13 protein-coding genes, 1 tRNA gene and 3 rRNA genes are annotated in these 18,654 nt (G+C 56.7%); 8 read left to right on the top strand and 9 right to left on the bottom strand.

Annotated features, from left to right (window positions below):
* Window positions 1-208: 208 nt before the first annotated feature.
* From AC22G1_RS01265 to AC22G1_RS01280, 4 genes are read right to left on the bottom strand one after another with little or no spacing between them, the layout of a single operon-like run.
* Window positions 209-709, bottom strand: coding sequence for a TIGR00645 family protein (locus tag AC22G1_RS01265; RefSeq protein WP_487315198.1), 501 nt, complete (start codon window positions 707-709; stop codon window positions 209-211).
* Between the two features lie 18 nt (window positions 710-727).
* Window positions 728-1,597, bottom strand: a complete 870-nt coding sequence (locus tag AC22G1_RS01270) for an MBL fold metallo-hydrolase (protein WP_487315199.1) — start codon at window positions 1,595-1,597, stop codon at window positions 728-730.
* A 37-nt stretch (window positions 1,598-1,634) separates the two neighbouring features.
* Window positions 1,635-3,035, bottom strand: a complete 1,401-nt coding sequence (sthA, locus tag AC22G1_RS01275) for a Si-specific NAD(P)(+) transhydrogenase (RefSeq protein ID WP_487316678.1) — start codon at window positions 3,033-3,035, stop codon at window positions 1,635-1,637.
* 23 nt (window positions 3,036-3,058) lie between these two features.
* Window positions 3,059-3,988 (bottom strand): LysR family transcriptional regulator, encoded by a 930-nt coding sequence (locus AC22G1_RS01280; protein WP_487315200.1) that lies wholly within the window; start codon window positions 3,986-3,988, stop codon window positions 3,059-3,061.
* A gap of 94 nt (window positions 3,989-4,082) precedes the next feature.
* Between AC22G1_RS01280 and AC22G1_RS01285 the strand changes: the two genes are divergently transcribed.
* Window positions 4,083-5,240, top strand: a complete 1,158-nt coding sequence (locus AC22G1_RS01285) for a multidrug effflux MFS transporter (protein WP_487315201.1) — start codon at window positions 4,083-4,085, stop codon at window positions 5,238-5,240.
* A 26-nt stretch (window positions 5,241-5,266) separates the two neighbouring features.
* Here AC22G1_RS01285 and AC22G1_RS01290 read toward each other — a convergent pair whose 3' ends face one another.
* Entirely contained in the window at window positions 5,267-6,376 is a 1,110-nt protein-coding gene (locus AC22G1_RS01290) for an acyl-CoA desaturase (protein WP_487315202.1), read from the bottom strand.
* A gap of 173 nt (window positions 6,377-6,549) precedes the next feature.
* Here AC22G1_RS01290 and fabR point away from each other — a divergent pair, with 173 nt between their 5' ends.
* Complete coding sequence (gene fabR / locus AC22G1_RS01295; protein ID WP_487315203.1) at window positions 6,550-7,161, top strand: HTH-type transcriptional repressor FabR; 612 nt, start codon at window positions 6,550-6,552, stop codon at window positions 7,159-7,161.
* A 27-nt stretch (window positions 7,162-7,188) separates the two neighbouring features.
* Here the strand turns inward: fabR and AC22G1_RS01300 are convergent, their stop codons facing one another.
* From AC22G1_RS01300 to trmA, 3 genes are all read right to left on the bottom strand, one after another.
* The gene (locus AC22G1_RS01300; protein WP_487315204.1) at window positions 7,189-8,868 is read right to left on the bottom strand and encodes a flotillin family protein; all 1,680 of its coding nucleotides are present in this window, start codon (window positions 8,866-8,868) and stop codon (window positions 7,189-7,191) included.
* Between the two features lie 15 nt (window positions 8,869-8,883).
* Window positions 8,884-9,504 carry an OB-fold-containig protein gene (locus AC22G1_RS01305; RefSeq protein ID WP_487315205.1) on the bottom strand — a complete coding sequence of 207 codons (621 nt, stop codon included), beginning with the start codon at window positions 9,502-9,504 and terminating at the stop codon, window positions 8,884-8,886.
* 110 nt (window positions 9,505-9,614) lie between these two features.
* On the bottom strand, window positions 9,615-10,715 hold the full coding sequence (trmA, locus tag AC22G1_RS01310) for a tRNA (uridine(54)-C5)-methyltransferase TrmA (protein ID WP_487315206.1): 1,101 nt from the start codon (window positions 10,713-10,715) through the stop codon (window positions 9,615-9,617).
* A gap of 105 nt (window positions 10,716-10,820) precedes the next feature.
* Here trmA and murI point away from each other — a divergent pair, with 105 nt between their 5' ends.
* A complete protein-coding gene (gene murI, locus AC22G1_RS01315) occupies window positions 10,821-11,615 on the top strand; it encodes a glutamate racemase (protein ID WP_487315207.1) in 795 nt (264 codons plus the stop codon).
* On the opposite strand, the gene AC22G1_RS01320 is transcribed toward murI, so the two are convergent.
* Window positions 11,600-11,905 carry an RNA recognition motif domain-containing protein gene (locus AC22G1_RS01320; protein ID WP_332317949.1) on the bottom strand — a complete coding sequence of 102 codons (306 nt, stop codon included), beginning with the start codon at window positions 11,903-11,905 and terminating at the stop codon, window positions 11,600-11,602. The two genes, murI and AC22G1_RS01320, sit on opposite strands and share 16 nt — an antisense overlap.
* A gap of 645 nt (window positions 11,906-12,550) precedes the next feature.
* Here AC22G1_RS01320 and AC22G1_RS01325 point away from each other — a divergent pair.
* From AC22G1_RS01325 to murB, 5 genes are all read left to right on the top strand, one after another.
* A 16S ribosomal RNA gene (locus AC22G1_RS01325) occupies window positions 12,551-14,087 on the top strand.
* Window positions 14,088-14,316: 229 nt separating this feature from the next.
* A 23S ribosomal RNA gene (locus tag AC22G1_RS01330) occupies window positions 14,317-17,212 on the top strand.
* A 116-nt stretch (window positions 17,213-17,328) separates the two neighbouring features.
* Window positions 17,329-17,443 (top strand): 5S ribosomal RNA (gene rrf / locus AC22G1_RS01335).
* Together the 16S, 23S and 5S rRNA genes with 1 tRNA gene alongside form the textbook arrangement of a ribosomal RNA operon.
* A gap of 13 nt (window positions 17,444-17,456) precedes the next feature.
* Window positions 17,457-17,532 (top strand) — tRNA-Thr (locus AC22G1_RS01340).
* Between the two features lie 91 nt (window positions 17,533-17,623).
* Window positions 17,624-18,643, top strand: coding sequence for a UDP-N-acetylmuramate dehydrogenase (gene murB / locus AC22G1_RS01345; protein ID WP_487315208.1), 1,020 nt, complete (start codon window positions 17,624-17,626; stop codon window positions 18,641-18,643).
* The last annotated feature ends 11 nt before the right edge of the window (window positions 18,644-18,654 follow it).

The raw sequence follows: 18,654 nt of genomic DNA on the forward strand, positions 1-18,654 counted from the left end.
CCTTTATTACAGCTATTCGCATAGTGCATAAAAATACACCTACAGGTTAGATACATTTGTAATAATGTATTGATGGTCAAAAAATAAAAAATTGCCCTCGCTTTTTGTTTTTTAAATTGTTATCTATTAAAAGTGAATATCTATTCTTAAGCTAATGGTGATAAACAAAAAGGCGCCCAAGGCGCCTTTTTTGCGAGCAGGCCTTGGCCTACTGGCTGGATTTCTTACCGGACATCTTGTCGAGATAGCCCATGCCGAAGGCCGACACCACAAAGGTGAGGTGGATAAGGCAGTACCACATCAGCTTGTTGTCGGCGATGTCCTTGGCGTTCATAAACACTTTTAAAAGGTGAATGGCGGAGATGGCCACAATAGAGGCCGACACCTTGGTCTTGAGGCTGCCGGAGTCCATTTTGCCCAGCCAGCCCAGCTTCTCGTTGCTCTCGTCGAGGTCGAGGCGCGAAACGAAGTTCTCGTAGCCTGACAGCATCACCATCACGATAAGCCCGCCCACCAGCGCCACGTCAATCAAGGTCAGCACCGCCAGAATGAGGTTGGTGTCGGTCATCTCGAAGATGGTGGGGGCCATGTGGATGATTTCCTGCACGAACTTTATCAAAAGCGCCACCAGGGTCAGGCTCAATCCCAGGTAAATGGGCGCCAGCAGCCAGCGGGAGGAATACATCAAAGACTCAATAAAACGTTCCATTGTTTCTCTCAAAAGGGCTTAGCCCTGGGGGACATCGGGGCGCATATCGACATAGGAAGCATCATTGAGGGTACGGTAAACCCCCTCGATATTGAGCCCCAGCCATTCGTTATAGCGCGGTAGATTACTGTATTGCGGCAGTCTGATCTCGCTTTTCAGTTGTGCCAACGACTTGCCGGCCAGCATGCCGTCGCGGACGCTGTCATACAGCGCTTGCAGGTACCCAAGATAATGGCGCACATCGGCCTTGCTGCCCATCTCGCCATGGCCGCCGACAAAGCGGTCAAAGTCCAGATTGAGCACCCCCTGGGTGGAGTGGATCATGCCTTCGATATCGTAACCTTTGAGGTCTCGATAGGGCATGCGCCCCAGCACGACCCAGTCCACCACGTACAGCACCTTTTGCGGTTTAAACAGCATGCTGACCGAGCCTCGACCATTATTGGTTCCCCAGTACTGCAAGGTGACGCTGTTGTCGCCCAGATACAGGGTGGCCGAGTTATCGAAGACAAGATCTGGCAGTTTGGCCGGCAAGCGGGTATGTGCCATGTCTTCACGAGCCAGGCGCTGCGCCACCATAGTGGTGGTTGGGTCTACCAATTGTGCGGCCCCCAAGGCGTGGTCGACGTGGTTATGGCTATATACCAAGTAGCGAATGGGCTTGCCGGGGTAGCGCCGGTTGAGCTCGCCTTTGAGCCAACTGGCGGCGCTGGGGTTGATAGGGTCGGTGACCAGAATGCCGCCATCAGCCACCAAAAATACCGATTTGTAGTTACCGGCGGTGAAGCGATAAAGGCCGTCCTTGACCTCTTCTATCTGGTAGTCGGCTGCCAAGGCGCGTTGACAGCCGAGCAGTAATAACAGCGCTGTGATGAGTGTTCCTTTCATATTCTCGCTCCTTGGTGGCGCCGCGCTGCGGCTCTTGTCAGAACAACCGGTTCAAGCCATTCAGGGCCGCTACCCGGTAGGCCTCGGCCATGGTGGGGTAGTTGAAGGTGGTATTGACGAAGTACTCGATGCAGTTGCCTTCGCCCTTTTGCTCCATGATGGCCTGGCCGATGTGAATGATCTCCGAGGCCCGCTCCCCAAAGCAGTGAATGCCGAGGATAGCCTTGGTTTCCCGGTGAAAGAGGATCTTCAAACACCCCACCGGCGAGCCGGCGATCTGCGCCCGGGCCAGGTGCTGGAACTGGGCGCGGCCCACTTCGTAAGGCACCTTGGCGGCGGTGAGTTCTTCCTCGGTTTTGCCCACCGAGCTTATTTCGGGAATGGTGTAGATGCCGGTGGGGATATCGGGGATGAGGTTACCCAGATCCTTGTCTGCCTCCAAAATGCCGGTGGCGGCCAGGCGGCCCTGGTCATAGGCGGCCGACGCCAGCGACGGGTAACCGATGACATCACCCACGGCGATGATGTGGGGCACGTTGGTCTGGTAGCGCTCGTTGACATCCAACTGGCCGCGGCCGTTGGCCTTGAGCCCTACGGCTTCGAGGTTCAGGCGGTCGGTATTGCCGGTACGGCCGTTGGCAAACAGCAGGCAGTCAGCCTTAAGGCGTTTGCCGGATTTAAAGTGCATCACCACGCCGTCGTCGGTGCCTTCCACCCGCTCGTACTCCTCGTTATGGCGAATAACGGTGCCGGAGCTTCGCAGGTGATAAGACAGGGCGTCGGAGATCTCGGCGTCCAGGAAGGACAGCAGCCGGTCGCGGGTGTTGATGAGGTCCACCTTCACCGACAGGCCGCGGAAGATGGAGGCGTATTCGCTGCCGATGACCCCGGCGCCGTAAATGATCACCGAACGCGGCTCGTGCTTGAGGCTAAGAATGGTGTCGGAGTCGTAGATGCGCGGGTGGTTGAAATCGATATCGCGGGGCCGGTAGGGGCGCGAGCCGGTGGCGATAACGATATTGGCGGCAGAGATAAACTCCTCGGAGCCGTCGCTCTGGCGAATGGCCAGGGTGTGCTCGTCGGTAAAACGGGCCTCGCCTTTAATGACTTCCACATCGTTGCGGTTGTAAAAGCCGCCGCGCAGTTTTACCTGCTTGCCTATCACCGAAGAGGTGTGGCCAAGGATGTGCTTGAAGGTCAGCCGGTGGGCCGGTTGCACGTCGGCAAACAGCGGGCTCTGGTTGTACTCCACCAGGCGCGATACCGAGTGGCGCAGCGCCTTGGAGGGAATAGTGCCCCAATGGGTGCAGCCGCCCCCCACCTCGACATGGCGCTCGATAACCGCCACTTTTTGGCCGTGCTTGGCCAGCTGCATGGCGGCCCCTTCACCGCCCGGGCCTGTGCCGATGATAAGGGTGTCGTACTGGTATTGAGCCACTGCTACCTCCTGATTGTGCTGGCTTATTGTTGCACAGCCTTCGCGAAAAATTCGATCAGCCATTTCAGGCCAGGATCGTTGTCACTGCGCTCATGCCAGATAAGCCGCTGCTGCAATGGCGGCAGGTCGATGGGCAGGGCCAGCGGCAATTCGCGAAGGGCGATGGGGTAACCCTCGGCGACCTTGGCGGCGTAGGCGGCCGGCAGGATAGTGAGCATGTCGGACCAAAGCACGGTTTGCAGCGCCGCCTGCAGGCTCGACACCTGCATCATCAGCTGGCGGCGGTGGCCCAGGCGGGCAAGCTCTGCATCCAGCAGCCAGTCACCGTCCCATTGGCAATGGATATGCACCTGGGGCCAGCCAAGAAAGGTCTCCAAGTCCCAGGGCTGGTGGAGCCGGGGGTTGTTGGCGCTCGCCACGCACAGGTAGTGGTCTGTCATCAGGGTGTGGCTGCGAAAGCCCTCGGGCAGCGGCGCTATGGGTTCGTCCTGGGCGGTGATGGCCAGTTCCTGCTGGCCGCTGGTAAGGCCCTCAAGGCCGAGATCTTGGGCCGGGAAGCATTCCAGGCGAATGTGGGGCGCCTTGGCGCGAAGGGCCGGCAGCCACTGGGGCAAAAACAGAGTGTAGGCACCGTCTATCACGTTCAGCCGAAAGGTGCGGTCGCTGCTGGCCGGGTCAAAGGCCGGTGGCTGCAGCAGTTGGTCGAGCTGAGGCAGCAATAGCTGCAGTTGGCGGTGCAGGGCTTCGGCCCTGGGGCTTGCCTTCATGCCCTGGCCGCGACGCACCAGCAGCGGGTCGTCAAACAGGGCGCGCAGTCGGGTCAGGGTTTTGGACATGGCCGACTGGGTCAAATGCAGGCTGGCGGCGGCCTGAGACACCGAGCAATGGTCCAGCAAGGCATTGAGGCTCACCAGCAGGTTGAGGTCGGTTTTGGCCAGGCGGCTGAGATCCATGGTTATGCCTCACAGGAATGCTTTACCTGAAATCATATCATTGGTGTTCATGTTTATTGGCCAGTACAGTGGCGCCGATTTTCAGGAGGCGTGCATGGTGTGGTTCAAGTGGTTGCTGCTGTGTCTGGTGTTGTTCAGTCCGCTGGGTATCGATATTTATCTGCCGGCCATCCCGGCTATCGCTGATAGCCTGGGCAGCTCCCAGGGGTTGGTGCAAAGCACCGTCAGTCTCTTTCTGCTGATGATGGGCCTTGGGCAGCTGGTGGCGGGTCCCCTGGCCGACCGCTTCGGCCGCCGCCCGGTGGCCATGGCCGGTATCGTGATTTACCTTGCCGGCGCCTTGCTGGCGGTGCTGAGCACCAGCGGCTGGCTCTTTGTGCTCTCAAGGCTTATCCAAGGCAGCGCTGTTTGTGCCACCTCGGTGGTGGCCTTCTCGGCGGTGCGAGACCGGATGGACGGCCAGCAAAGCGCCCAGGCCTATTCCTTTCTCAACGGCGCGTTGAACATTGTGCCGGCGCTGGCGCCGCTTTGGGGCGGGCTCTTGGCTGAGCGCTTTGGCTGGCAGGCACCCTTTTGGTTTTTGGCCCTCTATGCCCTGGCCCTGCTGCTGGTGGTGTGGCGCTTTTTGCCCGAAACCCTGCCGGCTGGCACCCAGGTCAAAAGGGGTATTCCCTTTGGCCGTTACCTGGCGATATTGCGCCAGGGGCCGTTCCTGGCTTTTGCCTTGGTTAATGCCACCGGCATGGGCATGGTTCTCACCTACGTCTCTTTGGCGCCGACGGTGCTGATGAACCAAGCCGGGCTGAGCCCGCTGGGATTTTCCCTGGTGTTTGGGGCCAATGCCCTGTGGATACTGACGGCGAGCCTGCTGGCCAACTGGGTTATCCGCCGCTTTGGCCGCCGGGCCTGCCTGGGCTTTGCCCTGGCCTGGCTGCTGGCAGCAGTGCTGGCGCTGGCCGCCACGACATGGGGTGAGGCGGCCCCTGCCTGGGGTTACATGCTACCAGTGGCGCTGGCCTGTGCCGGGTTTGCCTGTAGCCTGGGGCCGGCCACCAGTATGGCGTTGGCGCCTTTTGGGGATGAAGCCGGCGTCGCCGCCGCCTTGGTACTGTGCCTGCAGATGGCCGGCGCTTCGCTTATCGGTATCACGGCGGTGGCCTTGCCGCTGGCGCCCCAATGGGCGCTGTGGGGCACCATGGTGCTGGCGGCCTTGCTGGTGGCCAACAGTTTGCGGGTGGCCAAAGGCCATTAAAAAAGGCGCCTTAGGGCGCCTTTTTATCAAGCTATCTGGGTGCGAAGTTGCTGCCAGTGCAATTGCAGGTGGCGAAGCTTCTCGCCCATCTCCTCGATTTGCTTGCGAAGCTCCAGGGCCTCCACCGAACGTTTGAGCTTGGCCTTTTTCATTTGCAGCCAGCGTTTACGCAACTGGAAGTAGTGCTGGGCAGTGGCCAGGGTTTCGTCGTAGTGGCGATGCAGCTCGGCAAAACACAAACCCTGGGCCTGGGCCTGTTCTTTGGCTTCTTCCAGTTGACGGGTCAGGCGCGCCTTGACGATCAGCTCGTCCGGGGTTTTGCGAAGGCCCTGGGCCAGCCCCAGCTTGCTGGCAGCTTTAATAAGCCACTTGGTAGGGTCGTAGTCGAACCAGCGAATGCCGTTGCGATAGTCGTTCTCGAAGGTGTGGTGGAAGTTGTGGTAACCCTCACCAAAGGTCAGCAGCGCCAGGAAGCCGTTGTCTTTGGCCGAATGCTTGTCGCTGAAGCTGTTACGGCCCCAGATATGCGCCAGGGAGTTGATAAAAAAGGTGGTGTGGTGGGTCACGAAGATACGCAGGAAACCGGCCAGCAGCACGGTACCAATCACGTCACCCATCATCAGCCCAAGGGCGATGGTCAGGCCCAGGTTCAGGCCCCAGACCAGCTTCATATAGTGGCGATGCTGGAAATCCACCACCGGATCTTTGAAGAGATCGCGGACGTTGGAATAGTCGTTGTAACGCTCGGCCTGATACTCGCGCATCATCCAGCCCATGTGGGAATACCAGAAGCCGCGGCCGGCAGAGTAAGGGTCTACCTCGTCGTTATCCACGTGGCGGTGATGAATGCGGTGGTCAGAGGCCCAATGCACCACCGAGTTCTCGATGGCCAAGGCGCCGCCCAGGGCAAACAGCCAGCGCAGCGCCGGGTGAGCCTGGTAGGTCTTGTGGGACCAGAGCCGGTGGTAGCCAGCGGTAATGGACAGGTTGCAAAAACAGAACAGAACCGCGAAGGCTATCCATTGCCCGGCGCTGAACCCGTGGAAGACTCCCCACAGCGGTACGGCAACCAATGCCAAGAGGGTAGAGACAACGAAGAAGATGACGTTGGCCCAAATGATACGGGGCTTTTCCATCGGATATCCTGATTTCGGCTTACAACTGTTCGCCAATCTAGGGGGAGGGGCCTTTACTGTCAATGCGATTTAAGTGGAATCTTGATCAGGGTTAAGCTTTGGCTGGCTATTGGCTTTGGGATCTCGCTGAAAAATGGCGCTAAACTAGGCCTCTTTGTTTTCTGGAGCTATTCATGGGCCCCCGCGCACAACAAAAATTCAAGACTCGCCGCACCATTATCGATGCCGCCTTGAACCAGCTCAGTGCCGAGACCAGTTTTTCCAACCTCTCGCTGCGGGAAGTCACCCGGGAAGCCGGTATAGCCCCCACCTCCTTTTATCGCCATTTCAAAGACATGGACGAACTGGGGCTGACCCTGGTGGACGAAGCCGGCCTGACCTTGCGCCAACTGATGCGCCAGGCCCGCGCCCGCATCGCCGATACCAGCGGTGGCTCGGTGATCCGCACCTCGGTGGAAACCTTTATGGAGTTCATCAACGACAACGGCAACGTGTTCCGGCTGCTGCTGCGGGAGCGCTCCGGCACCTCGGCGGCGTTCCGGGCGGCGGTCAGCCGCGAGATCCAGCACTTTATTGCCGAGCTTGGGGATTACCTGCAAAAGGAGCTGGGTTTTGCCGAAGACGAAGCCCGGGTGCAGGCCGATGCCATGGTGATCCTGGTGTTCTCAGCCGGTGCCGAAGCGCTGGATTTGTCCAAAAGTGCCCGCCAGGGGCTGGCGGAAAAAGTGATGATGCAGCTAAGAATGGTGGCAAGAGGGGCAGCCACCCTGAAAGCCAAGAAGTAAAAAGCGGCCCTTGGGCCGCTTTTGGATTTAAGAGTTGAGCTTGTCGAGCTTGGTGATGCCGTCCTTGAGGCCAATCTCGCCGAGCAGGGCGTCCACCAGAGGCGCCTGGGTGCGATAACGCAGCGCCGCCTCGGTCACTGAATCGGCCAGGTTGCCTGACCCTTCCCGTTTGTCGTCGCCATGGCCGCTGGCCTGGCCGGCAAAGCCGTCCATCTGCACTATCTTGATGCCGTCGATGTTCTCCAGCGGTTTGACCGACTCGCGGATAATGTCAGGCAGGTACTTGTACAGCGCCAGCTTGAGCTGCATTTCCACCTGCTCGGGGGAGAGCACGTTGCTGGCTTCGTGCAGGGCGCGTTGGCCGGCTGCTTCCACTTCGTAGCTCTTGGCCTTGGCGTCGGCGCGGGTCTTCTCGGCTTCGGCTTCGGCCTGGGCTTCAATCTCCGCCTTCTCGGCGTGGGCTTTGGCTTCGGTCAAGAGGGCCTGGGCGCGGTCTTCGGCGGCGGCCTTTTCGGTCTCGGCGGCGACACGGATCTTCACCGCATCCATTTCGGCCGCTTTGCTGGCTTCGATGATCTCGATTTGCTTGTCACGCTCGGCAACGGCGGTTTCCTGGACGGTGCGCACATTCTCTTGCGCCGCCACCGACAGCGCTTCGGCCTCGGAGGCCTTTGCTCTGGCGGCGGACTCTTCTTCTGACTTGCGGGCAAGGGCAATGGCCTTTTCCTGCTCGGCCAGTTCCAGGGCGCGCTTACGGACGATCTCCGCTTCTTCCAACTGGCGGCGCTTATCAATTTCGCGGGCTTCTACTTCCCGCTCCTTGGCGATGCGTGCTTCCTCTATGGCCCGGTCGGCCTCGATGGTCACCAGCTCCGCTTCGCGGTTTTTGTCGGCGCGTTCCTTGGCAATATCGGTAGTTTGCGCGGCGCGGCGCAGCTCCACTTCTTTTTCTTGCTGCAGGCGGGCGTATTCGCTCTCCCGCTTGATGGCCAGGGAGCGCTGCTCGGTTTCGAGGTTACGCTCCTGAATTTGCACTTCGGTCTCGCGCTCGATGTCGTTGCGCTGCTTGCGGCGCGACTCGGTTATTTTGGTGAGCTGGGTCAGACCCTCGGCGTCAAAGGCGTTATCGACCCGGAAGAATTTAGGGTCGGTTTGGTCAAGGCCGGTCAGGGACACCGACTCCAGCTCCAGGCCGTTCTTCTCAAGGTCCACCCGCACATTGTTCTGCACCCGCTGCACGAAGTCAGAGCGTTTCTCATGCAGCTCTTCCATGGCCATTTCAGCGGCCACGGCCCGCAATACGTCAACAAACTTACCTTCAATCAGGGATTTAAGGGCGTCTACCTCGAGGGTGCGGTTACCCAAGGTTTGGGCCGCCACGCTGATGGCTTCCACGGTCGGGGCCACCCGCACGTAAAACTCGGCGGTAACGTCTACCCGCATCCGGTCGCGGGTAATAAGCGCCGCTTCGTTGGCCCGGCGCACTTCCAGGCGCAGGGTGTTCATGTTGACGTTGATCACTTCCTGCAGCACCGGAAGCACCAGGGTGCCGCCGTCTTTGACGACCTTCTCGCCGCCCATGCCGGTGCGCACAAAGGCCACTTCCTTGGAAGCCCGGTGGTAGAGCTTGGTGAAAATAAGGCCGATGAACAGCAAACCGGCTACAACGGCGCCGGCAACCATCAGTATGAAGTTGAGATTTTCCATGGGTCTTCCTTGTACTCAGCCCGGGTAAGGGCTTACTAAATAGATGCCGTCTTCCAGGTCAAACAGCAGTACCTGCTGACCTTGGCTCAGCACCAGATCGTCATAGGGCTTGGCCATGACGTAATGCTTGTGTCCTTGTTTGTCGGTCACCGACACCTCGGCGGCGCGTTCGCGGCTGGCTTCCCCTATCACCACTTCGCCTACCAGGCCGATAAGTTCGCGCTGGAATACCGCATTGGTCTCGGTCGTGGGTAACAGTTTGACCAGCAGCAGGCTCAGGCGCCGCTGGAGCGGCAAGGATACCGCCAGGGCGGCAATGGCCACAGGCAAAGGTGGCAGTAGGCCGCCCAGCAGGTTCATCAGCAGCCACTGGAAGGTCCAGCCGACAACCGCAAACAGCAGCAGCCACAGCAGCAGCCAAATCAGAAAAGGCAGGCGCCCCAGGCACAACCAGTTAAAACCGTTGGCAAAAAAGCCGGGGTTGTCGATGTCGAAGTCCGGTAGGGCGGTGTCGATGAGTTCACTCAGGCCCAGGCCCAGCAGCAGGCTGAGCAGCTGCAACAGGCCAATGGCGCAGACCAGCACAAAGGCGAGAGAAAAAGGCAGGTTACCGCTGGCCAAAATAAAGTCCCACATGGCCCATATCCCTTTGGTGACAATGCTCCCACGCTATTATTTAACTTTTGTTCAGTCAAACCTTCAGATGTAAGCATCCATGAAAAAGGCCGGTTAAACCGGCCTTTTTATCAACGCATTACCAGCCAGACGCCAGATTCCATATGGTGGCTGTAGGGGAACTGGTCAAAGAGCGCCAGCTTCTCGACCCTGTGGGTTTGGGTCAGGGTTTCGAGGTTCTTGGCCAGCGTCTGGGGGTTACAGGAGATATAAAGGATATGCTCATAGGCTGCCACCAGCTGCTCGGTGGCTGGGTCAAGGCCGGCCCGGGGCGGGTCCACTACTATGGTGCGGCAATTAAAGGCCTTGAGGTCGACCCCTTTTAGGCGGCGGAACTCGCGCTTACCTTCCATGGCCTCGGTAAATTCCTCGGCGGCCAGGCGGGCGACGGTGACGTTATCCACGCCGTTGGCGCGCATGTTGTACTGAGCGGATGCCACCGAACTGGTAGCGATCTCGGTGGCCAGCACCTTGTCGAACTGGCTGGCCAGCGGCAGGGTGAAGTTGCCGTTGCCGCAGTAAAGCTCCAGCAAATCGCCGCCAATGCCGGCGGTGCAGTCCAGGGCCCAGGTCAGCATCTTCTCGTTAATGCCAGCGTTGGGCTGGGTGAAGCTGTTCTCCACCTGCTGAAAGGTCCAGCTGCGGCCTTTAACGGCCAGCTTCTCCACCACAAAGTCGCGGTCCAGCACCTTCTTTTGCTTCTTGGCACGGCCAATGAGGTCAACCCGGCCGTACTGCTGGAGCTTGTCTTTTAGCTGGCTGGCTTCCACTTCCCATTCATCGGTCAGTGGTTTGTGATAGAGCAGACTCACTACCGCCTCGCCGCTCTGGCTGGTCAGAAACTCCACTTGGAACAACTTTTTGCGCAGCAGGGTGTTGGGCTTGAGCAGCTCGATAAGGGCCGGCATCAGGGTGTTGATCAGGGCGCTGCCCATGGGGTAGCTGTCGACCCGAATGCGCTCATGGGACTCTTGGTCGAACATGATATAGAAGAGGTCATCCCCCTGGTGCCAGACGCGAAACTCGGCCCGCATCCGGTAATGACTGGGGCTGGAGGCAAACACCTCTGGCGCCGGCGCACCGAACGGCTGCATCAGCGCATTGAGCCGGCTGACCTTCTCGGCCAGTTGTGTTTGGTAGTTGTCGGGGTAAACCGCGCCCGGTTGTTGCATGCTTGCCTCCTTTATAGGGGAGCAAATGATAGGCAAGGCGCACTCAATGTCCAGTGCTGGTAAACTGGGCGGGCAAAAATATCAGGTAGGTCATTGGCAAACAGCATGAGTCAGTTGCTCTTTTTCGATTCAGGGGTAGGCGGTCTTTCCATCTGGCAACAGGTCCATCAGGCCCTGCCCGGTGTTGAGGCGGTTTATGCCATGGACGATGCCGCCTTCCCTTATGGCGAGCTGAGTGAGTCCGTGCTGGTCGAGCGGGTGTTGGCGGTGTTTGACGCCGTCACCCAGCGCCACGACATCAGCCTGGCCGTGGTAGCTTGTAATACCGCGTCTACCCTGGTGTTGCCCCATCTTCGCCAGCGCTTTAGCTTCCCGGTGGTTGGCGTGGTGCCTGCTATCAAGCCGGCGGCGCGGCTTACTCGTAGCGGCGTCATTGGCCTGTTGGCAACTCCCGGCACCGTCAACCGCCCTTATACGCATCAACTCGAAGCCGACTTTGCCGCTGGCAAGCAAGTCTTGCGGCTCGGCTCCAGTGAGCTGGTCACCATGGCAGAAGCCAAACTGCGTGGCCAAGAGCTGGATATTGACCGGCTGGCCGACATTCTTGCCCCTTGGCTGCATGCCCCCAAGCCTGACACCGTGGTGCTGGGTTGCACTCATTTTCCCCTAGTAAAAGAGGAACTGGCGAAGGTCTTGGGGAGTGATGTGACTTTGGTGGACTCCGGTGAAGCCATTGCCCGGCGGGTGCGCAGCTTATTGCCGGTTGGCGCTGGCAATAAAAAAGGTGGCCTGAGCCACCTTTATCACACGGCCTCCAACCCCAAGGGGCTGGAGCTATTGCGGGCCTGGCTGCAAGAAAGCGCCTTGCCCGAATACCTACCGCTTTACTCTTCTTCTTGATCCCGGCGTTCCTTGGCTTCCCTGACTTTCAGGGTACGGTCTTGGAACTGCTGGTCATTAAGGCCGTTAATGGCGGCCTGGGCATCTTCAGTCAGCATCTCGACAAACCCAAAGCCGCGGCGGCGGCCGGTTTGGCGATCCTTCATCAGTCGTACCGACAATACCTTGCCGAAACGCTCGAAGGTCTGCTGCACCGAATGCTCATTGGCACGATAGGGCAGGTTACCGACATACAGGGTGACGGTAGCAATATCCTCGGTACGGGTAGCTTGCGCTTTAGGGCGCCCCATAAAGAAGGCAACAACGCCCCCCAAAAGGATACCGAGCCCAAAGAAGGTCGGGCGTGAGTAAGGAAATTCGACAGGGACGAAAGACAGTAAGACCGATCCCAGAATCGCAACGACGAAAAGGGTAATAGCTGGATGCATGGTTTAGCTCGTTAAAGTGTACAGGTACAGTGAATTTGATAAGGGGAATGCGCGAGCATGTTAACTTTATTTACATCATTGCGCAAAGAAAGGGCCGCCAGGTGAAGATTTCACCGATCAGTTCGCCTGTATTAAAAAGCACTTGCGCTCCAAAATCCGATCCCTATAATGCCGCCTCGTCGCCAAGGGAAAGCGCGGTTGAGAGCTGATTAAGCGGTGCTTAAAAAGGCCTTGACCGATAAAGATAAGTGAGTAGAATGGCGGCTCGCTTCGGGGATTGAGTCGAAAGGCTTAAAAAACGAAGTTTAGTGTGAAGCGAAAGGGCTTGACACTGTATTGGGAGGCTGTAGAATGCGCCTCCTCGCTTGAGAAAGCGACGCTCTTTAACAATTGAATCCAAGTAATCTGTGTGGGCACTCACAGTTGGGTAGACTCAAAAAAATTGAGAACTACTCGATGAAGTGAAGTGTTCAACACTTCAGCAATTCATTGAGCATCAAACACTTTTAATTGAAGAGTTTGATCATGGCTCAGATTGAACGCTGGCGGCAGGCCTAACACATGCAAGTCGAGCGGTAGAGGGGAGCTTGCTTCCCTTGAGAGCGGCGGACGGGTGAGTAATACGTAGGGAGCTGCCTGATAGTGGGGGATAACCATTGGAAACGATGGCTAATACCGCATGATGTCTACGGACCAAAGAGGGGGACCTTCGGGCCTCTTGCTATCAGATGCACCTACGTGGGATTAGCTAGTTGGTGAGGTAACGGCTCACCAAGGCGACGATCCCTAGCTGGTCTGAGAGGATGATCAGCCACACTGGGACTGAGACACGGCCCAGACTCCTACGGGAGGCAGCAGTGGGGAATATTGGACAATGGGCGCAAGCCTGATCCAGCCATGCCGCGTGTGTGAAGAAGGCCTTCGGGTTGTAAAGCACTTTCAGCGAGGAGGAAAGGTTGATGCTTAATACGTATCAGCTGTGACGTTACTCGCAGAAGAAGCACCGGCTAACTCCGTGCCAGCAGCCGCGGTAATACGGAGGGTGCAAGCGTTAATCGGAATTACTGGGCGTAAAGCGCACGCAGGCGGCTTGTTAAGTTAGATGTGAAAGCCCCGGGCTTAACCTGGGAATTGCATTTAAGACTGGCAAGCTAGAGTCTTGGAGAGGGGGGTGGAATTTCCGGTGTAGCGGTGAAATGCGTAGAGATCGGAAGGAACATCAATGGCGAAGGCAACCCCCTGGCCAAAGACTGACGCTCAGGTGCGAAAGCGTGGGGAGCAAACAGGATTAGATACCCTGGTAGTCCACGCCGTAAACGATGTCAACTTGGAGTTTGTGTTCTTGAAACGTGGACTCCGGAGCTAACGCGTTAAGTTGACCGCCTGGGGAGTACGGCCGCAAGGTTAAAACTCAAATGAATTGACGGGGGCCCGCACAAGCGGTGGAGCATGTGGTTTAATTCGATGCAACGCGAAGAACCTTACCTACTCTTGACATCTAGCGAACTTGGTAGAGATACCTTGGTGCCTTCGGGAACGCTAAGACAGGTGCTGCATGGCTGTCGTCAGCTCGTGTTGTGAAATGTTGGGTTAAGTCCCGCAACGAGCGCAACCCTTATCCTTTGTTGCCAGCGAGTAATGTCGGGAACTCAAAGGAGACTGCCGGTGATAAACCGGAGGAAGGTGGGGACGACGTCAAGTCATCATGGCCCTTACGAGTAGGGCTACACACGTGCTACAATGGCGCGTACAGAGGGAAGCAAGCTAGCGATAGTAAGCGGATCCCAAAAAGCGCGTCGTAGTCCGGATCGGAGTCTGCAACTCGACTCCGTGAAGTCGGAATCGCTAGTAATCGTGGATCAGAATGCCACGGTGAATACGTTCCCGGGCCTTGTACACACCGCCCGTCACACCATGGGAGTGGGCTGCACCAGAAGTAGATAGCTTAACCTTCGGGAGGGCGTTTACCACGGTGTGGTTCATGACTGGGGTGAAGTCGTAACAAGGTAGCCGTAGGGGAACCTGCGGCTGGATCACCTCCTTACTAAAGAGATACCTGCTGTTGCAGTGTCCACACAGATTATTTGGAAAAGCCCGCTTTCGAGCGGGCTTTCTAGTTCTTTAACAATTCGGAAAGCTGATAACACTGCAATTTAAACGAGATTCTCAAGTTTTACTTTGAGCGTCCGGCGAAAAACCAGGTGTTAGTCACATACGGATGTCGCCATTAACGGGCGATATGTTCGCACAAGCGAAACCCTTAGGGGTTGTATGGTTAAGTGACTAAGCGTACAGGGTGGATGCCTAGGCAGTTAGAGGCGATGAAGGACGTGCTAATCTGCGATAAGCATTGGTGAGGTGATAAGAACCGCTTGAGCCAATGATTTCCGAATGGGGAAACCCACTGACATAAGTCAGTATCTGTATCTGAATACATAGGGTGCAGAGGCGAACCGGGAGAACTGAAACATCTAAGTACCCCGAGGAACAGAAATCAATTGAGATTTCCTCAGTAGCGGCGAGCGAACGGGAAAGAGCCCAGTGTGTTTATCAGCGGTTGGTATAGTGGAAGGCTCTGGAAAGTGCCGCGATACAGGGTGATAGTCCCGTACATGAAATGCCAGCTGTTGTTGCACACGATGAGTAGGTCGGGACACGTGGTATCTTGACTGAATATGGGGGGACCATCCTCCAAGGCTAAATACTCCTAACTGACCGATAGTGAACCAGTACCGTGAGGGAAAGGCGAAAAGAACCCCGGCGAGGGGAGTGAAATAGAACCTGAAACCCTGTACGTACAAGCAGTAGGAGCACCTTCGTGGTGTGACTGCGTACCTTTTGTATAATGGGTCAGCGACTTATATTTTGTGGCGAGGTTAACCGAATAGGGGAGCCGTAGGGAAACCGAGTCTTAACTGGGCGTCCAGTCGCAAGGTATAGACCCGAAACCCGGTGATCTAGTCATGGGCAGGTTGAAGGTGCCGTAACAGGTACTGGAGGACCGAACCCACTACTGTTGCAAAAGTAGGGGATGACCTGTGATTAGGGGTGAAAGGCCAATCAAACCGGGAGATAGCTGGTTCTCCTCGAAAGCTATTTAGGTAGCGCCTCGGACGAATACCTTGGGGGGTAGAGCACTGTTTGGGCTAGGGGGTCATCCCGACTTACCAAACCCATGCAAACTCCGAATACCCAAGAGTACTATCCGGGAGACAGACAGCGGGTGCTAACGTCCGTTGTCAAAAGGGAAACAACCCAGACCGTCAGCTAAGGTCCCAAAGTCATAGCTAAGTGGGAAACGATGTGGAAAGGCTTAGACAGCTAGGAGGTTGGCTTAGAAGCAGCCACCCTTTAAAGAAAGCGTAATAGCTCACTAGTCGAGTCGGTCTGCGCGGAAGATGTAACGGGGCTAAGCTATGCACCGAAGCTACGGGTTCACGCTTAGCGTGAGCGGTAGAGGAGCGTTCTGTAAGCCTGCGAAGGTGTGTCGGGAGGCATGCTGGAGGTATCAGAAGTGCGAATGCTGACATGAGTAACGTTAATGGGGGTGAAAAACCTCCACGCCGGAAGACCAAGGGTTCCTGTCCAACGTTAATCGGGGCAGGGTGAGTCGGCTCCTAAGGCGAGGGCGAAAGCCGTAGTCGATGGGAAACAGATTAATATTTCTGTACTTCTATGCAATGCGATGGGGGGACGGAGAAGGCTAGGCAGGCATGGCGTTGGTTGTCCATGTGAAAGTGCGTAGGGAGAGTGCTTAGGTAAATCCGGGCGCTTAATTCCGAGACACGAGACGAGTCACTACGGTGACGAAGCTGTTGATGCCACGCTTCCAGGAAAAGCCTCTAAGCTTCAGTTGCATAGGAACCGTACCCCAAACCAACACTGGTGGTCAGGTAGAGAATACTAAGGCGCTTGAGAGAACTCGGGTGAAGGAACTAGGCAAAATAGTACCGTAACTTCGGGAGAAGGTACGCTCTTGTTTGTGAAGGACTTGCTCCGTAAGCAGACGAGAGTCGCAGTGACCAGATGGCTGGGACTGTTTATCAAAAACACAGCACTGTGCAAACTCGAAAGAGGACGTATACGGTGTGACACCTGCCCGGTGCCGGAAGGTTAATTGATGGGGTTAGCCGTAAGGTGAAGCTCTTGATCGAAGCCCCGGTAAACGGCGGCCGTAACTATAACGGTCCTAAGGTAGCGAAATTCCTTGTCGGGTAAGTTCCGACCTGCACGAATGGTGTAACCATGGCCATGCTGTCTCCATCCGAGACTCAGTGAAATTGAAATCGCTGTGAAGATGCAGTGTACCCGCGGCTAGACGGAAAGACCCCGTGAACCTTTACTACAGCTTGACACTGAACATTGAGCCTACTTGTGTAGGATAGGTGGGAGGCTATGAAACCCGGACGCCAGTTCGGGTGGAGCCAACCTTGAAATACCACCCTGGTATGTTTGATGTTCTAACTTAGACCCGTTATCCGGGTTGAGGACAGTGTCTGGTGGGTAGTTTGACTGGGGCGGTCTCCTCCTAAAGCGTAACGGAGGAGCACGAAGGTTGGCTAATCCTGGTCGGACATCAGGAGGTTAGTGCAATGGCATAAGCCAGCTTAACTGCGAGACAGACACGTCGAGCAGGTACGAAAGTAGGTCATAGTGATCCGGTGGTTCTGAATGGAAGGGCCATCGCTCAACGGATAAAAGGTACTCCGGGGATAACAGGCTGATACCGCCCAAGAGTTCATATCGACGGCGGTGTTTGGCACCTCGATGTCGGCTCATCACATCCTGGGGCTGAAGTCGGTCCCAAGGGTATGGCTGTTCGCCATTTAAAGTGGTACGCGAGCTGGGTTCAGAACGTCGTGAGACAGTTCGGTCCCTATCTGCCGTGGGCGTTGGATGATTGAAGGGAGTTGCTCCTAGTACGAGAGGACCGGAGTGAACGAACCTCTGGTGTTCGGGTTGTCACGCCAGTGGCACTGCCCGGTAGCTAAGTTCGGAATCGATAACCGCTGAAAGCATCTAAGCGGGAAGCGAGCCCTGAGATGAGTCATCCCTGAGACTTCGAGTCTCCTAAAGGGTCGTTGAAGACTACGACGTTGATAGGCTGGGTGTGTAAGCGTAGCGATACGTTGAGCTAACCAGTACTAATTGCCCGTGCGGCTTAACCATACAACACCCAAAGGGTTTTGTGGGACGCCAAAGTAAGGCGAGAGAATCGAAAGCACTGTTATCAGCTTAATCCGAATTGATAAGTTGGCTCGCAAGAGCGGACTTAAACGAATTCGCCTGGCGGCAATAGCGCTGTGGAACCACCTGACTCCATTCCGAACTCAGAAGTGAAACGCAGCCGCGCCGATGGTAGTGTGGCATTCGCCATGTGAGAGTAGGTCACCGCCAGGCACCTAATATGCGTGCTGATATAGCTCAGTTGGTAGAGCGCACCCTTGGTAAGGGTGAGGTCGGCAGTTCGAATCTGCCTATCAGCACCACTAAAATGAATGAGCCCCGGTCTTTTGACCGGGGCTTTTTCGTTTCTGGCATCTTGGATACACTAAGCGCCTCTTAAAAGCGGTTCTCACCATGCACATCCTGTCCAACACTCCCCTTCAGCCTTTTAATACATTCGGCCTTGCGGCCAATAGCTCAGGTTTTTGCCTGCTGGAAGACATCAGTACATTGCGCGAAACACTGCCCTTGGCTGCCGGTGCCAATGTCTTGGCTCTCGGTGGCGGTTCCAATGTGCTGTTCTGCGAAGACTATGAAGGGCTCATTCTCAAGAACGCCCTTCAAGGGCGAGCAGTGCGTGAGAGCGATGACGCTTATCACCTGCATGTGATGGGGGGGGAAAGCTGGCCTGAACTGGTGGATTGGACAGTTGCACAGGGCCTTGGTGGCCTTGAGAACCTTGCGCTGATCCCGGGGACAGCCGGAGCGGCGCCCATCCAGAATATCGGTGCCTATGGGTTGGAACTGGCCGAGCGCTGCGAGTACGTCGAGTTTATCGATTTTGACGGCGGCGGCCTGCACCGGCTGAGTCGCGAGGAATGCCGCTTTGACTATCGGGACTCCATCTTTAAAGGTGAGCTGCAAGGCAAGGTGTTTATCACCGCCCTTGGCCTGCGACTGGAAAAGCAGTGGCAACCGGTACTGGACTATGCACCGCTTAGTGAACTGGCATATGATGGCGCTGAACCGCACCAGATTAGCGAGCTGGTCAAGTCGGTTCGCCGGGCTAAATTACCCGATCCCTCTCTTTTGGGTAACGCCGGTAGCTTTTATAAGAATCCAACAATTACAAGAACAGCATTCGATGCGTTGAAAGAAGGTTATCCCGACTTGCCAGGCTTTATCCAAGCCGATGAGCTGGTCAAGGTGCCAGCCGCTTGGCTTATCGATAAGGCCGGGTGGAAGGGCAAGCGTCTGGGGGGAGCAGGCGTGCACCAGCATCAGGCACTGGTTTTGGTCAACTATGGCCAAGCAACGGCCGACGATGTTCTGACGCTGGCGCGTCAGATCCGGGATGACGTAGAAGCCAAGTTTGGTATCCGACTGGTCCCTGAGATCCGGTTGATTGGCGCATCGGGAGAATTTTCACTTTAAATAGATGCGTT

Source organism: Gallaecimonas zhanjiangensis, from assembly GCF_057624825.1.

What these genes read in the sequence shown, in the direction of transcription:
- fabR (WP_487315203.1), top strand. Translation starts at nt 6,550, where the DNA reads ATGGGCCCCCGCGCACAACAAAAATTCAAGACTCGCCGCACCATTATC.
- trmA (WP_487315206.1), bottom strand. Translation starts at nt 10,715, where the DNA reads ATGCAACAACCGGGCGCGGTTTACCCCGACAACTACCAAACACAACTG.
- AC22G1_RS01305 (WP_487315205.1), bottom strand. Translation starts at nt 9,504, where the DNA reads ATGTGGGACTTTATTTTGGCCAGCGGTAACCTGCCTTTTTCTCTCGCC.
- murB (WP_487315208.1), top strand. Translation starts at nt 17,624, where the DNA reads ATGCACATCCTGTCCAACACTCCCCTTCAGCCTTTTAATACATTCGGC.
- AC22G1_RS01320 (WP_332317949.1), bottom strand. Translation starts at nt 11,905, where the DNA reads ATGGGGCGCCCTAAAGCGCAAGCTACCCGTACCGAGGATATTGCTACC.
- murI (WP_487315207.1), top strand. Translation starts at nt 10,821, where the DNA reads ATGAGTCAGTTGCTCTTTTTCGATTCAGGGGTAGGCGGTCTTTCCATC.
- AC22G1_RS01265 (WP_487315198.1), bottom strand. Translation starts at nt 709, where the DNA reads ATGGAACGTTTTATTGAGTCTTTGATGTATTCCTCCCGCTGGCTGCTG.
- AC22G1_RS01285 (WP_487315201.1), top strand. Translation starts at nt 4,083, where the DNA reads ATGGTGTGGTTCAAGTGGTTGCTGCTGTGTCTGGTGTTGTTCAGTCCG.
- AC22G1_RS01290 (WP_487315202.1), bottom strand. Translation starts at nt 6,376, where the DNA reads ATGGAAAAGCCCCGTATCATTTGGGCCAACGTCATCTTCTTCGTTGTC.
- AC22G1_RS01300 (WP_487315204.1), bottom strand. Translation starts at nt 8,868, where the DNA reads ATGGAAAATCTCAACTTCATACTGATGGTTGCCGGCGCCGTTGTAGCC.
- AC22G1_RS01280 (WP_487315200.1), bottom strand. Translation starts at nt 3,988, where the DNA reads ATGGATCTCAGCCGCCTGGCCAAAACCGACCTCAACCTGCTGGTGAGC.
- AC22G1_RS01270 (WP_487315199.1), bottom strand. Translation starts at nt 1,597, where the DNA reads ATGAAAGGAACACTCATCACAGCGCTGTTATTACTGCTCGGCTGTCAA.